This is a genomic window from Xenorhabdus sp. SGI246, assembly GCF_040838225.1.
GTDB lineage: Bacteria > Pseudomonadota > Gammaproteobacteria > Enterobacterales > Enterobacteriaceae > Xenorhabdus > Xenorhabdus indica.
This window is the reverse complement of the sequence record NZ_JBFPEZ010000040.1, coordinates 77,809-92,733: the sequence shown is the minus strand read 5'-3', so window position 1 is coordinate 92,733 and position 14,925 is coordinate 77,809. Positions and strand designations below refer to the sequence as shown.

The following is a 14,925-nucleotide window of genomic DNA, read 5'->3' as shown; positions in this document are numbered from 1 at the left end:
TCATTAAAAAAAGACAGGGCAGGTCTAAGACTGGATTATGAGGTTGAGGTCTCAGTTAACGTACCTGCATCAATATCGATGGTATGAAAAATGGCTAATACCGATCCGGCATCCCGTAAAGTTTTTCCCTTACTTGACATCAGAATCAATTACTGAAATCATTACCTTAAATGAAAAAAGAGTGCTTGCAAATGCAGGCACCCTGTATTCTTTATTTACGGCTTTCTTAAACATTGAGTATGCAGACGAGTGCGATCAATTGTTTAACATTGAATTAACAGCCCTAAATTTTAACTTATTTGTTAATTATCTGATAATATTCAACAAATTAGCTTTAAAATCTTGGTGCCCGGAGGCGGAATCGAACCACCGACACGGGGATTTTCAATCCCCTGCTCTACCGACTGAGCTATCCGGGCTAACGGGGACGCATTAAACCGTATTAGCTCCAATCCGTCAACGACTTTCTGCATAAATTTATTTAAGTGCTTTCAATTTACTCAATTAGTTATAAATATAAACAAAGAGTGGAAAGATAAGCTCTTTTCCACTCTTTTGTTTGTGGTAATTAATTATCGACGATAGCTTTTTTGTGCATTATTTACTTTCATCAAATAACGGCGTGATTCAGCTGATGGGTGTTTATTTGTCAGTGTCTCATAAACATCGCCCGGAGCCATTGAATTAATTATCTGAGCAGCTTTCTTTTTATCACTGGAGAATACTCTTAATACACTGCCTGCACCACCATTGTATGCTGTGATAACCGCATAGCGGCGAGAAGTTGCATTTTGAATTTCACCTAAATAGGTACTCTGCAATATCGCCAGATAGGCGGTGCCCGTATCAATGTTATTTGCCGGGTCAAAAAGATAATTGCGACTTGGTTGACCGGATTTTCCCTGTAGCTTGAACACATCCTTTCCGGCAGTATGTTGAACGACTTGCATTAATCCCAGAGCATCAGCGTGGCTGACGGCGTAAGGGTTAAAACTGGATTCTGTTTGCATAATGGCGAGGATTAGTGATTCATCAACACCATATTTAATAGACGCTTTGCGAACCATTGGCAGATATTTATGAGCTCGTTTGTCTAGATGGTTAGGAACTAACTGCATGGTGACAGACCAAATTACATGTAGACCTGATTGGCGTTTCTGTAATTTATTCTGGAGCAGGTAATTGGCAAAATGGTTTGCTCTCCATTCCCAGCGAATTGGTTCACCCATGTTATCTAAAACTTGTCCATACAGAAACGGTTCTTTGCTAATTTCGATATCATTAGAATCAGAGTAAAGATCGACAGAGCCTGGATCATCTCCCATCAATAATGTTGTTACAATCGCCTTGCGTAAATGTTCAGTAGGATCAATGGGAGATATTGTTTCAATGGTGATCGTCCCCGCATCAAAATTGATATGGCTGCGGGTTTTATATTTATCTGTATATTTTACGTAATCTTTAGGACCTGCGATTAAAACTTCTTGTAATCCCCAGATATTTTCAATGTCATGAGCGAATTGCCCCATTAAGATATCAAAGCCATTCGTGTCTTTTATATATTCTTCTTTGTATTCAAAATCTTGTTTACTAGAGCAGGAAATTAGAAATGGGGTAAGCAGAAATAGTACCAGCAGTCTTTTCATTTTGCGATGCCGTTGGGTATTGATATGTTGTTAGAGGTTATTAAGGTAATTTCTCATTTATTGGGTGATTTTTAAATCCTGAATTCACCCAATAAATATAGATGCTAAAGATTATTTTTCTGGCGGAGTGTAACCGTCAATTTGAATATCTTTCCCTTCAAACAGGAATTTCACCATTTCTTGTTCGAGTAGTTTGCGATCTTCTGGCTTCATAGTATTTAATTTCTTTTCATTAATCAGCATGGTTTGCTTGCTCATCCATTGTTGCCACGCCTCTTTAGAAATTTCATTAAAAATACGTTTACCCAGTTCCCCTGGGTAAAATTGAAAATCTTGGCCTTCGGCTTCTCGTTGCAAGAAAGTACAAAAAATTGTTCTGCTCATGCTAGATCCTCTAAATCCTCAAAATAATGGAATGGAGCAAAAAATAGTGGGACAAAGTTTAGCCCAACTGCTGCAAAAGGTACTCAACGGGCGCAGCCAATCCAATTGCTGCTGGCTGGCGTAAGTTATACCAAAGTCCTTTACTTTCATCCATGCAGGAATCAAAAGATAAGATATCGATTTTAATAGGGACGATATCCAGATGAAAGTGACTGAATGTGTGGCGAAATGCGGTTAGTTGTTCAGGCTTATTATGAGAAATACCCGATTCCTTCAGCCACAGTTCCAGTGAAGTTGCATCAGTAAATTGCGGGAATGCAAATAGTCCGCCCCAGATGCCAGATAGTGGGCGTTGTTCTAGCCAAACTGTATCGCCATTCTGCATCAATAAAAAGTAAGCTGTTTTTTCAGGGATACTCTGTTTCGGTTTTTTCCCCGGATAGTTTGCCCAGCTGTGGTTGGCATAAGCTATGCAACCTGTATTGAGAGGGCAAATTTCACATTTGGGTTTACTGCGGGTGCATACCATCGCTCCCAAATCCATCATCGCCTGATTAAAATATTCAACACCCTGTTTGGGAGTAACGCGGGTACTGATATCCCATAATTGATTTTCTACCTCTTTTTTTCCCGGCCAACCATCAATGGCATAGCAGCGAGCCAGAACGCGCTTAACATTGCCATCAAGGATAGGAAAGTGTTTTCCTTGAGAAAGTGAAAGGATAGCACCTGCGGTAGAGCGGCCGACACCGGGTAGAGCAACGACGTCATCAAAAGTAGTCGGGAATTTTCCATGATGCCGTTCAACAATTTGTTGAGCTGCTTTGTGCAAATTACGGGCTCGTGCGTAGTATCCCAGGCCAGTCCATAAATGCAAAACTTCATCCAATGGTGCTGCTGCCAATGATGCCACATCAGGAAAATGTGAAATAAATTTCTGGAAATAAGGTATCACTGTCGCGACCTGTGTTTGTTGCAGCATCACTTCAGAGAGCCAGACGTGATAGGATGTTTTTTCTAACTGCCACGGCAGGGTCTTGCGACCATAATGGTGATACCATTCAAGTACTGCTTGTGAAAATTGCTTTGCTTCCATCATTAGAATAATTGTCTTTATATCTGATAATAGTTTCGTGAACAGGATTGCAACATAGTGTAACCTCAGTGTAAACCCGAACTTTGTTTCGAAGCACCACACAATTAAACATTAAAGTTGTGCTCACAGGCATCGAACTTGATAAACTCAGCCATCTTTGCATAATTGCGCTTTCTTTGGGCAATCCTGCGGTACATAACACCCCGGACGCCTGAGCAAATGCCTTTAAAACTGATAGAAAGTATCAATAGACAGTACCATGATAAATAACGTAATTTCACCGGAATATGATGAAAATGGCAGGGCTTTGCGCCGTGTCCGCAGTTTTGTGCGTCGGCAGGGACGGTTAACCACTCGTCAGCAACAAGCACTTGATAATGTCTGGCCGAAGATGGGAGTGGATTATCAGCCAAAATTGTACGATATGGCAGTACTGTTTGGTCGTGCTGCCCCTGTTGTGTTGGAAATTGGTTTTGGTATGGGGGCTTCTCTGGTCACGATGGCAAGCCAGAATCCAGAGAAAAATTTTTTCGGGATAGAGGTTCATGCTCCGGGAGTCGGTGCGTGTTTGGCTTCTGCACAAGATGAAAATCTCAGCAATCTGCGTGTGATGTGTCACGATGCTGTTGATGTGCTGGAAAATATGATCCCGGAACAGAGTCTGGAAATGGTTCAGTTGTTCTTTCCTGATCCATGGCATAAAGCCCGTCATAACAAACGTCGAATTGTGCAGCCTGATTTTGCTCAACTGATCAGAAGTAAACTGAAAATTGGCGGTGTATTCCATATGGCGACGGACTGGCAGCCATATGCTGAACATATGTTGGAAGTTATGAGCGAAGCCGAAGGGTATCGCAATATATCGGAAAGTGGTGATTATGTACTACGCCCTGATTCACGCCCTGTGACGAAATTCGAGATGCGTGGACATCGTTTAGGGCATGGAGTATGGGATCTAATGTTCGAGAGGGTAAAATAATGGCTAAAAATCGTAGTCGTCGTCTGCGTAAAAAACTGCGTATTGATGAGTTTCAGGAGTTAGGTTTTTCAGTAAAGTGGAATTTCCCGGCCAATACCTCAGTTGAGGTTGTAGATAGCACAGTTGATGCTTTGATTGAAGAGTTAATCGAGCCGAATGGCCTTGCTCTGGATGCCAGCGGTTATTTGCAGTGGGAAGGTATGATCTGCTTGCAGAAAATCGGCAAATGTACCGAAGAGCATCGTCAGTTGGTTGCTAATTGGTTGAAAGCTCGCGGTATGGAAGAGATTGTTACATCAGAATTATTTGATGTGTGGTGGGATTGATTCGCTGTTGTATTAAAAGTTGCGTTTTAGACAACAATGACGCTGTATGCAGGGGCTCCTTGTGAGTCCTTTTTTGTCTGGAGAAAAAGTGGTGAAGGTAAGGTTCTCTAATTCGTTATTGGCAGATATCTTAGATGAAGTACGCCCTTTGATTGGTCAAGGAAAAGTAGCAGATTACATTCCCGCTCTGGCAGAAGTTCCAGTAAATAATTTTGGGATGGCTATCTGTACGGTTGATGGACAGGTTTTTAAAGCAGGAGACGCAGAAAAACGTTTCTCCATCCAATCCATTTCCAAGGTGTTAAGCCTGACATTGGCAATGACACGCTATAAGGAAGAAGACATCTGGCAACGGGTGGGGACAGAGCCTTCGGGACAACCATTTAACTCATTAGTGCAGTTGGAATTGGAAAAAGGTATTCCCCGTAATCCCTTTATTAATGCAGGAGCATTAGTTATCTGTGACATGCTGCAATCACGTTTGAGTGCACCTAAGCATAGAATGCTGGAGTTTGTACGCAGCCTCACAGGGCAAAAAGCTATTGGCTATGATGATATAGTTGCCCGCTCAGAGATGGAGCATTCCAGCCGTAATGCCGCAATTGCTTACTTAATGAAGTCATTCGGTAATTTTGAAAATGATGTGCTCACTGTTCTGAAAACTTATTTTCAGTATTGTGCTCTGAAAATGAATTGTGTTGAGTTATCTCAGTGTTTTATTTACTTGGCTAACCAAGGGCGAATGATAGATTCTGGTCAGCAAATTTTAAGTCTCCGGCAAACTAGACAGATTAATGCCCTTATGTTGACGTGCGGTATGTATGATGGTTCAGGTGAATTTGCGTTCAGGATCGGTATGCCGGGAAAATCAGGTGTTGGCGGAGGAATTGTCTGTGTGGTTCCGGGAGAATTTACTGTTACAGTGTGGGCTCCTGAACTGGATCGTTCGGGCAACTCTCTGGCAGGTTGCGCAGCACTGGAAAAATTAGCCGAACGTATCGGGCGCTCTATTTTTTAATTTGAAATCTTAGCAGATAATTGCGGAAGCCCCATGATGATAGGTAAGTGAGAGATCGCAAAGCTGAGGATTCCAGGAGAATGAATGTATGTTACGAAAAATTGTGATTGCTGCATCGCTGTTATTTGTTGCTCAGGGGCAAGCGGGTTCAGAATGCCGGACGACACTTAAAGATGACATTATTGTTACACCAGAATCTGTCCAGATGATTGGTGAAAACGACAACCTGAAAATTCTGCCTGATGGCTCTGTGCTTCGCAATGGTAAAGCCTTGTCACTGAATGCTGATCAACGCAATAAAGCTAAACAATATCAGCAACTTGTCCGTCAGGATTTGCCCTGGGTGAAGAAAGAGGCTTTAAATCATTTAGCAGACGCGCGTCAGGCTCTGGATAAAGTTGTTATTGAAACAATGGGAAAGGATAGCAATATTCGTGTCCGCTTGACCCAATTGGAATCTGGCCTGAATAAGCAAATTGATAAGGTACTGGAAACCCGCCCCAATGGCATTGCCTTCAATTATCAGGTAATCAAACAGGCAGAAACAGAAGGGCAGAACCTTATCCAACAGAGTTTAGGTGGTATTTTGCAGGACAGTATTAATGAAATGAGCCGTAATACGAGTAATCAGAATGGTGATGGCAAACAGATGCTAATGTCTCTCCTTGGTGGATTGGGAGGTGCACAAAATAGCTTTGATGCAGAATGGAAAAAACAGGAAAAAGAGCTGAAACATTTTAGAGAAGAGGTGTGTAATAAAGCTGATAAGCTGGAACAGTTACGTATCAACCTATTGAATTCCATTAACTAAATCACAATATGGGTTATATCAAATAAGAATCAATATGAAATTGATTCTTATTTGATTGACATCCTATGTTTGGTCTCTAGAATGCAAATCATTTCTTTATTCACATGATTAATTCAGGTGCCACAATGAAAAAGATCCTGCCGATTGTTATTGCATCACTGCTTTCTGCTACCAGTTACTCTGCATTCAGCCAATCACCAGAATTATTTACGCCAAATTCAGTGACAGCTCAATCTGGTGATTATGTCACGGTAAAACATCCTTCCGGTGAAACTCAAGTTAAAAAGAATCCAAAACGGGTGGTTTTGTTCGATTTTGGAACGTACGATTCAATGGTAAAACTGGGATTGTCTGAGCGAGTGATTGCATTACCCATTAATAATTTACCTGAATATGTACGTAATGATGTGTCTGCAACTATGCACAATGCAGGGGGAATGAAAGAGCCAAACTTGGAAAAATTAGCAGAAATCAAACCAGATTTGATTGTCATTACTGGTCGTCAAGGTGCTTTCTATGATCGTCTGTCACAAATAGCACCAACCATTAATTTAAATACGGACAATAAAAATTACCTAGCATCCGTTGATAGTAATCTTAAATTGTTGGGTGAGCTATTCAATAAGCAGGATATCGTGAAAGCGCAATTTGCTGATTTGGAAAAAACACTTGCATCCGCTCAGGCAAAAGCGAAAGCAGCGAACAGCAAGATATTGGTATTACTGCATAATGCGGGTGAGTTATATCCTAATAATCAGGCTATTGTTTACAACGTGATTAAAGCACCTCGTGCTGTCTTGCCAGCTAAATCGGATAAAGACAAAAGCAAGAGTGTGACGGCGGATATGATTGCACAAGCTAACCCTGATGTGATTTTTATTATCGACCGCAGTGAAGCAATTGGTGCAGGTAAGTTAGAAAAAGCTCAGTTTGAAAATGATCAAGTCAAATCAACTAATGCCTATAAAAACGGCAAGATCGTGTATTTACAGCCTGATCTTTGGTACTTGTCTGGCGGTGGCTTGGATAGCATGACAAGACAAATCAATGCAGTTGCTGATGCCTTGTAATCGCGCAAATTAAAATCCTTTTTTTCTGAATTTACCCTGAAATCTGAATAGTTAGATTTTGGGGTAATTTCGACTCACTTATTATTCTAACCTGATATTGTTGCTAAACTGAAACAATCAAGCAAAATCATGACCTGGCCTTGCGGTATACAAAATCTACGTTAGGATATTTCAAAAGGCATCCAATGGGGGACATAAGCATGATTATTAGTTCAACTGAATTTAAGAATAATGATTTCTTGAAAAAAGAGCATGAATTTAATCAATTTGATGGCAATGGTGATAACCGTTCCCCCGAACTTTCCTGGGCGGACGCACCAGCCGGAACCCAAAGTTTTGCGATAACTGTCTATGATCCTGATGCACCAACGGGTAGTGGTTTCTGGCACTGGGTCGCTTTTGATATTCCCGCTGAAACACAATCCTTACCTGCGAATGCAGGGCAAAGTGATGGTAGCCAATTACCAATCGGTACAATTCAGAGCAGAAATGATTATGGTCTGTTTGGTTTCGGTGGTTGTTGCCCGCCTGTGGGGGATAAAGCCCATCGCTATATTTTCACCGTACATGCCTTATCGGTAGAAAAACTACCGGGAGTTGATGCTGAAACAACAAATGCCGTTGCCCGTTTTATGCTCCAGGCCAATACCCTGGCAACAGCTTCGATTACCGGCTACTACCAGCGTTAACTGGTTAATAATTCTTCCGTTTCCAGTAAGGGGTATCTATTACTCCGTGTCCGGTATTAATCCGCAAGGGGTTGGATGTACATAAAATCATGGCGATGATGTCTGATATTTTCACGGCCTGGGATTATCGTCACGGCAATTACTATTAATTATTGTTGATTAATATCTCTTACAGATAATATCTTTGGCGGGTGTAGTTGTACCCGCATCAATATCTGTAGCTACGCTTTTTTCTCTCTCTCCAAATCTTGCCTTAGCTTGCGTTGTAAAGAGTTTGCAAACTGTTGTACACGCGAAGACAGAGTATTTTCTGATTTAAACAGTATCCATGCTTGATAAATATCCATGTTCCATTCAGGGAGAAGCCGTACTAATTTCCCTTCTGCCACTGCTTCATGGGTAACATAATCGGGTAGATAGGCAATGCCAGCCCCAGCGAGAGCGGAACTCATTAACGCCACACTGTTATTGATGCGAAATCGGCTACGTACTTCAATATCCAGCTTATTTCTTTCTTTATGGAATGGCAGGGAAATAGTATGCGCAGGGCCACGAAATAGCAGGTAATCGTAACGAGGAAGATCTTCAGGTTTCTCTATTGGCGAAAATTGGTTTATATAGTCTGGGGTAGCGTAAAGTCCCCAAGTGATATCAATTAAAGGCATGACAAGCGGATATTGTGGCGTTTCACGCCCTATGATGATGGCAATATCACATTGATCTTCCTCCATATTAATGGTTCGGTCGGTCAGTTCCAGATCAACGCTAATATGAATATTTCCGGCGATAAAGTGATTTAGAGCGGGGACAATACATTGGCTGCCAAAAGATACTGGAGCAATCAAACGTAAACTTCCCATCGGTTGTTCATGAAAATTACGTATAAAATGTTCAGCATTTTGGGCTTCGGTAAGGAGCCGGTGGCAATATTGGTAATAACTCATCCCGACTTCTGTCACTTGAATTTTACGTGTAGTGCGGTTGAGTAATTGAGTCCCTAATCTTACTTCTAATTGGGCAATCTCGCGGCTGACGGAAGACTTAGACAGTCTTAACGATTTTGCTGCTTCGGTAAAACTCAACGTCTCTACCACACGGGCAAAGACCACCATAGAGGTAAGATTCTCAATATTATTCATGCAATAACCTGATGATTTACGCGTGGGAGCTGCCCTATAACATATCACATATCACATATCCTGTAGTGATATGTCAGATTCAATAGGTAAGAATTTCCCATTTTGTGAACAACTGTCCCATACTGGAAACAGTGAACCATACGATGGTATTTCCCTACGTTAAGGAGTCGTAATCTTGTTAGGATGACAATCTGTTGAGTCTGTTTTTATCTTTCGGAGGGCAAGATGAGATGAGCCAAACAATTACACAAAAAATTCTTGCGCGGGCAAGTGGGCGTGCACAAGTCACTCCGGGTGAAGTGGTTTGGGCGAAAGTGGATATTCTGATGTCTCACGATCCCTGTACACCGGGTGTAGCCAGCGTATTTAAAAAGGAATTCGGGCAAGATGCAAAGATATGGGACCCTGAACGCTTTATTTTAATTCCAGACCATTTTGTCTATTCTGCGGATTCACAGGCTAACCAGAATATTCGGGTCATGCGTGAATTTGCTGCTGAACAGAACATAAAATATTTTTATGATGTCGGGACGCCTAATTATAAAGGTGTGTGCCATATAGGACTCGCAGAAGGAGGGCATATTCGCCCTGGCGAAGTATTACTGGGCACAGATTCTCATACTGTGACCGCGGGTGCTTTTGGGGCATTTGCCATAGGGTTAGGTATTACTGACGCCGCCTATGCGTTAGGTACGGGAGAAATTCCTCTTAAGGTGCCAACAACCATTCGGGTTAATTTTACCGGAACCAAGCCAGCCCATGTTTTAGCTAAGGACATGATTTTAGCCGTATTGTCAGAGTTGACTGTTGATGGTGCGACCTATCAGGCCATAGAGTTTGGTGGTAATGTCATTGATGAGTTATCAGTAGAAGAACGCATGACGATTTGCAATATGGTCGTTGAGTGTGGGGCCAAAAACGGCATTATGGTTCCCAATCAGGAGACTTTGGATTATTTGGCGGAACGCAATAATCTCCCGTTTGAAATTGTCTACCCTGACGAAGATGCGCAATATAGCCGCGTGTTAAATATTGATGTTTCCACGATGAAACCGAAGATTGCCAAACCCCATTCACCAGATAATGTCGTTTCCATTGATCAGGTAGCCAATGTCGCCATTTCTCAGGCATATATTGGTTCTTGTACGGGGGGCAAGCTGGAGGATTTTGTTGCGGCAGCGCGCGTTATCAAAGGGCATAAGGTAACAATTCCGACTTATGCAGTGCCTGCAACAAAAGAAGTTTTCCATAGGACGATTACCACCCAAATCGATGGTGTTTCTGTCTACCAAATTTTAAGCGATGCAGGCGTAAGACTTTCTTCTGAATCAGGGTGCGCAGCTTGTTGTGGTGGCCCGCCAGATACTTTTGGACGTGTCAATGATCCAATATCAGTGATATCCACCACCAATCGCAATTTTGTCGGCAGAATGGGGCATAAACGTGCCAACATTTATCTTGCTTCCCCTTATTCTGTTGCCGCAGCAGCTATTACTGGTCAAATAACAAATCCTGAGGAGTTTTTATGAGTGAGTTAAAGGAAAATATCATTCAGGGTGAGGTTTATGTCTTGACCGATAATATTGATACTGACCAAATCCTCTCAGCTGAATATCTCAAGGTCAATCCTTCGACTCCTGAAGGGTATGCCCAACTGGCTTCGCTGGCGATGTGTGGACTGCTGGAAGGTTCACTGCCTTTTATTGATGAAAGTAAAGGAAAAGCGAAATATCCAATCATTGTGGCAGGGCAGAATTTTGGCTGTGGATCTTCGCGTGAACATGCTGTTGCCGCGTTAGGTGCTTCAGGTGTGAAAGCGGTTCTTGCCCAATCTTATGCCCGTATATTCTTCCGGAATTGTGTATCAACCGGAGAGTTATTGCCTGTTGCAGCCCAGGAGCGCTTGTGTGAAAAATTAGTCACAGGTGACAGTGTTGAGATTGATATTGAAAACCAGACAGTTATCCTGCTGAAAGATGGTAAAAAATATCAAACCGATCCTATTGGTGAACTTGCCAATATTGTCTCTGCCGGAGGGCTATTTTCTTACGCTCGTGCGTCGGGAAGAATAAGATGATATTGAAAACAGCCATCTTTTATTATATTAATAGATGGCTGTTTAATTTAAAAAATCCTGGTGCTCATTTTATTTTCTCTTGATTTATTTTTCCTTTTATAAATTTTAATGTGATTAATTATCTTGGCATTTTGTAAGATATTATTATCAATATTATATCATTTTTTGGAATAATATTATTAGGGGGGTTTAAATGATTAGTGTTTACAAATTTGATAAGTTGGAAAATAAAGCTATTTTTAATGCTCTTAATATAATTAATGTTAATCCTTATAAAAATTATCTTAATTTTAAGCGTGAAGTTAGTAATCTTATTTTGTTGGAGAAAGTACCAAAGAAATTTATAGATATATGTCATAAAATAAAAGACGAAAGGCGACTGTATGGTATTAATGCTCAACTATTGAAAAATCTTCCTATTGATAGAGTTGTTCCTGAATTCGATCAGGAAGATCCTGTGAATGACAAATACAGGAAGAAAACAACATTCATTGGCGAAAGCCTGTTAGAACTTTTCTCACAGTTAACCGACTCACCTCTTCTGGCTTATCAGACACGCAATAACGGCGATTTCTTTCATGATGTCTACGCGCATAAGAAATATTCTAATACACAAACGCAAAAAACTGATGGTGAACTCTATTTCCACAATGATCGTACCGCACACCCTGTGAGAGCAGATTTTCTTAGTTTACTCGGTATGCGTTGTAGCGAACAAAATCTGATTTATACAGGTTACCTTGATGGAAAAGAGATACTTTCTTGGCTAAAGCCAGAATCGCAACAATGGTTACGTCAACCTTGGTATATAACACCTTACGACGAATATTCAAGAGACTCTAACAAAAAACAACTTTACTCTGAAAAGCATGTCATTCTTGAAAACATACATACTTTTCGTTACTACGATACTCGTACTACCTATTTATCAGATGCTCCTAAAGAAGCTATTGAAGCACTTCTTGAACTAAAAATTGCTATCACTAAAGCAAAAAAGGAACGTGTTTCTATTAATAGCGGAGATTTATTCTCTTTTGCCAATCAGGATTCACTGCATAATCGTGAAATTATCAAGGTTGTTGATAAAAATGCCATGAAAAAACGTTGGTTACTTAAAACATATAGTTTCAGAAATGAAGAGTGTTTAAACAAATATAGAGAATATTTTCATCCAGAAATATCTGGTTTAGTTCAGGAATAATTATTATTTTTCTAATACGAAACACTTTCTTTATCTGGTAATGCTGTTTGATTAAGGGATAATTAAGCAACGTGGGTAACTGTGTGAACTGGGTAAATTATAGATCTAAAAACAATACTCCTTCAACTTCCAATCAATAAAACTGCACCTTTTAATGTTTGGGTGCAGTTTATTTTGTCAAAGAAACAGTTCCAGTAAGGAATTCAGGAATAGTTTGCCGTGCTTAGTAATTTGCCAGTGCGTATCGCTTTCAGTGATATAGCCTTTCGCTAGCGCCTTATCGATTTGTGGACGGATAGCGTTTTCTGGTAATCCAGTAAATTGGCTGAAATCTTGCCGTGGCATTGCTTCTAGCAGACGAAAACGATTCATGAAAAATTCAAATGGACGATCTTCATTATCCACCTGATTTTGTTGATCCAAATAACGCTCCTGCATATAGCCGCGCGGGTGTTTGGTTTTCACTGTGCGCAGGATGTGCCCATCTGGAAAAGAAATCTTTCCATGTGCACCACAGCCAATCCCCAAGTAATCGCCAAAACGCCAGTAATTGAGGTTATGCTGACATTGATAGCCCGGTTTGGCATATGCCGATGTTTCATACTGCTGATAGCCTGCCGACGTTAATAATTGGTGACCTTGAGAGAAGATATCCCATAGTGCATCATCATCTGGCAGAATTGGTGGTCGGGAACCGAAACTAGTATTAGGTTCAATCGTCAACTGATACCAGGACAGATGGGGTGGAGAAAGTTCAATAGCCTGGCGTAAATCATTCAGCGCTTCATCCAGTGTCTGGTTAGGCAAACCGTGCATCAAGTCCAGATTAAAACTACGTAATCCAAGCCCATCCGCTAATCGTGCCGCTCGTTTAGCTTCTTCCGGGCCGTGGATGCGCCCTAAGCGGATGAGTTTATCAGAGCCGAAACTTTGTACTCCTATTGAAATCCGGTTAATCCCCGCTTGTTGATAGGCACTGAAACGATCAGCTTCAATAGTTCCAGGATTAGCTTCCATGGTAATTTCTGCCTGTGGGGAAAGTGGCAGTGAATCCCTTACCCCATCAAGTAATCGTTGCATACCTTCAGCGCTTAATAAGCTAGGTGTACCACCGCCGATAAAGATCGTCGATACCTCACGATCATCAACCATAGGTAGATCATTTCGTAAATCAGCCAGCAGATGTTCGACATATTCCTGATGTGGTACATCCCCCTTTAACGCATGTGAATTGAAATCACAATAAGGGCATTTCTGTACACACCAGGGAATATGAATATAGAGACTAATTGGTGGTAATTTAAGCATTACGCATAGCTTCCAACAGCATTTTTAAGGCTTGTCCACGATGTGAAACCGCACTTTTTTGCTCACGACTCAGCTCTGCTGCTGTACAGCCAAATTCTGGTACATAAAAAATGGGATCATAACCAAAACCGCCGCTTCCGGCAGGCTCCCGGCTGATAACACCAGACCAACGACCATGGAAAACCAGAGGAGTTGGATCTTCTGCATGACGTAAATAGACCAGAACGCAATTAAATTGTGCCTGGCGTTGTTCATCAGAAACATCGCGCATCGCTTCCAGCAATTTTTCCAGGTTATCTTGATCGGAGGCATCAGTTCCCGCATAACGGGCTGAGTAGATGCCTGGGGCACCACCTAACGCATTGACTGATAACCCGGAATCGTCAGCAATGGCGGGTAAACCTGTGACAGCCGCAGCATGACGAGCTTTGATGATGGCATTTTCAACAAAGGTCAGACCTGTTTCATCTGCCGAGTCTACGCCCAATTCAGTTTGAGCTACGATATCTAAACCAAAGTCAGCCAGCAAACCTGCCAATTCACGTACTTTGCCTGCATTTCCCGTAGCGAGAACAACTTTCTGCATTGTTATTATCCAATTAACTTATTATTTATTGACCAATTAGGGCCGGAACTAACCACGCTAAAACATCATAACGGAGAGCGTTTAGCGCATACAGGATCAATATAACAATCATGGCTGAGAAATCGATCCCCCCCATTGCAGGGATAATTCGACGTATCGGTGCCATCAGTGGTTCTGTCAGTTGGAACAGAACATAATCAACAGGATTACGTCCCTGGCTGATCCAACTCAATAATGCGCGGACGATGACAAGCCAAAATACCAATTTTCCGGCGGCGGTAAGCAGTTCAATTAATCCGAGCAGGAATATCATGGCAGAAGGTAGTAAGAATTGTCCTGCTGCTAACCAGAAAGGGAGTAACATTTTGATAAGAACAAGCAAGTAAGCTAGAACAACTGAGGCTGAATCAATAGGGCCAATAGCGGGGATAACTCTACGCAATGGGCGCACTACCGGTTGGGTGATTTTGACGATAAATTGTGAGAATGGATTATAAAAATCGCAACGCGCCCACTGCATCCAGACCCGAAGCAGTAAAACTGCGGTATATAAGTCCAGAACCGTAAAAAAGAGAAAGTTTAAGAATTGCATGTA

The 14,925-nt window shown here is 41.6% G+C and carries 16 protein-coding genes, 1 tRNA gene and 1 pseudogene; 10 read left to right on the top strand and 8 right to left on the bottom strand.

Translation table 11 applies throughout. The features are described from left to right. Positions 1-343 precede the first annotated feature (343 nt). The 4 genes from ABLA85_RS10380 to mutY all read right to left on the bottom strand — a co-directional run bounded on the left by ABLA85_RS10380 (position 344) and on the right by mutY (position 3,126). Positions 344-419 (bottom strand) — tRNA-Phe (locus ABLA85_RS10380). Positions 420-572: 153 nt separating this feature from the next. Continuing rightward, positions 573-1,646, bottom strand: a complete 1,074-nt coding sequence (gene mltC, locus ABLA85_RS10375; protein WP_367963789.1) for a membrane-bound lytic murein transglycosylase MltC — start codon at positions 1,644-1,646, stop codon at positions 573-575. Between the two features lie 111 nt (positions 1,647-1,757). Continuing rightward, complete coding sequence (locus tag ABLA85_RS10370) at positions 1,758-2,030, bottom strand: oxidative damage protection protein (RefSeq protein ID WP_047685529.1); 273 nt, start codon at positions 2,028-2,030, stop codon at positions 1,758-1,760. 58 nt (positions 2,031-2,088) lie between these two features. Then, positions 2,089-3,126, bottom strand: coding sequence for an A/G-specific adenine glycosylase (mutY, locus tag ABLA85_RS10365; RefSeq protein ID WP_367963795.1), 1,038 nt, complete (start codon positions 3,124-3,126; stop codon positions 2,089-2,091). Positions 3,127-3,385: 259 nt separating this feature from the next. Between mutY and trmB the strand changes: the two genes are divergently transcribed. From trmB to ABLA85_RS10330, 7 genes and pseudogenes are all read left to right on the top strand, one after another. Further along, on the top strand, positions 3,386-4,105 hold the full coding sequence (trmB, locus tag ABLA85_RS10360) for a tRNA (guanosine(46)-N7)-methyltransferase TrmB (protein ID WP_367963787.1): 720 nt from the start codon (positions 3,386-3,388) through the stop codon (positions 4,103-4,105). Beyond that, a complete protein-coding gene (locus ABLA85_RS10355; RefSeq protein ID WP_340620975.1) occupies positions 4,105-4,431 on the top strand; it encodes a YggL family protein in 327 nt (108 codons plus the stop codon). The genes trmB and ABLA85_RS10355 overlap by 1 nt, the downstream gene beginning before the upstream one ends. Before the next feature lie 46 nt (positions 4,432-4,477). Next, entirely contained in the window at positions 4,478-5,449 is a 972-nt protein-coding gene (glsB, locus tag ABLA85_RS10350) for a glutaminase B (protein ID WP_367963785.1), read from the top strand. Between the two features lie 88 nt (positions 5,450-5,537). Continuing rightward, complete coding sequence (locus ABLA85_RS10345; RefSeq protein ID WP_367963783.1) at positions 5,538-6,260, top strand: DUF2884 family protein; 723 nt, start codon at positions 5,538-5,540, stop codon at positions 6,258-6,260. 125 nt (positions 6,261-6,385) lie between these two features. After that, the gene (locus ABLA85_RS10340) at positions 6,386-7,330 is read left to right on the top strand and encodes a siderophore ABC transporter substrate-binding protein (protein WP_367963780.1); all 945 of its coding nucleotides are present in this window, start codon (positions 6,386-6,388) and stop codon (positions 7,328-7,330) included. A 200-nt stretch (positions 7,331-7,530) separates the two neighbouring features. After that, positions 7,531-8,019, top strand: a complete 489-nt coding sequence (locus ABLA85_RS10335; RefSeq protein WP_367963779.1) for a YbhB/YbcL family Raf kinase inhibitor-like protein — start codon at positions 7,531-7,533, stop codon at positions 8,017-8,019. A gap of 35 nt (positions 8,020-8,054) precedes the next feature. After that, positions 8,055-8,168, top strand: a pseudogene (locus tag ABLA85_RS10330) (translation factor (SUA5)); the annotation flags it as partial. 72 nt (positions 8,169-8,240) lie between these two features. On the opposite strand, the gene ABLA85_RS10325 reads toward ABLA85_RS10330, so the two are convergent. Then, positions 8,241-9,158, bottom strand: coding sequence for a LysR family transcriptional regulator (locus ABLA85_RS10325; protein WP_367963777.1), 918 nt, complete (start codon positions 9,156-9,158; stop codon positions 8,241-8,243). Positions 9,159-9,388: 230 nt separating this feature from the next. On the opposite strand from ABLA85_RS10325, the gene ABLA85_RS10320 reads away from it, so the two are divergent. From ABLA85_RS10320 to ABLA85_RS10310, 3 genes are all read left to right on the top strand, one after another. Next, on the top strand, positions 9,389-10,687 hold the full coding sequence (locus ABLA85_RS10320; protein WP_367963775.1) for an aconitase/3-isopropylmalate dehydratase large subunit family protein: 1,299 nt from the start codon (positions 9,389-9,391) through the stop codon (positions 10,685-10,687). Then, positions 10,684-11,235 (top strand): 3-isopropylmalate dehydratase, encoded by a 552-nt coding sequence (locus tag ABLA85_RS10315; protein ID WP_367963773.1) that lies wholly within the window; start codon positions 10,684-10,686, stop codon positions 11,233-11,235. The genes ABLA85_RS10320 and ABLA85_RS10315 overlap by 4 nt, the downstream gene beginning before the upstream one ends. Positions 11,236-11,428: 193 nt before the next feature. Then, complete coding sequence (locus tag ABLA85_RS10310) at positions 11,429-12,436, top strand: taurine catabolism dioxygenase TauD (RefSeq protein WP_367963771.1); 1,008 nt, start codon at positions 11,429-11,431, stop codon at positions 12,434-12,436. A 177-nt stretch (positions 12,437-12,613) separates the two neighbouring features. On the opposite strand, the gene hemW is transcribed toward ABLA85_RS10310, so the two are convergent. From hemW to ABLA85_RS10295, 3 genes are read right to left on the bottom strand one after another with little or no spacing between them, the layout of a single operon-like run. Then, positions 12,614-13,744 carry a radical SAM family heme chaperone HemW gene (gene hemW, locus ABLA85_RS10305; protein WP_367963769.1) on the bottom strand — a complete coding sequence of 377 codons (1,131 nt, stop codon included), beginning with the start codon at positions 13,742-13,744 and terminating at the stop codon, positions 12,614-12,616. Further along, positions 13,737-14,330: an XTP/dITP diphosphatase gene (locus ABLA85_RS10300; RefSeq protein WP_367963767.1), complete on the bottom strand. Its 594-nt coding sequence runs from the start codon at positions 14,328-14,330 to the stop codon at positions 13,737-13,739. The genes hemW and ABLA85_RS10300 overlap by 8 nt, the downstream gene beginning before the upstream one ends. Positions 14,331-14,355: 25 nt before the next feature. After that, positions 14,356-14,922: a YggT family protein gene (locus tag ABLA85_RS10295; RefSeq protein WP_047685547.1), complete on the bottom strand. Its 567-nt coding sequence runs from the start codon at positions 14,920-14,922 to the stop codon at positions 14,356-14,358. Positions 14,923-14,925 lie beyond the last annotated feature (3 nt).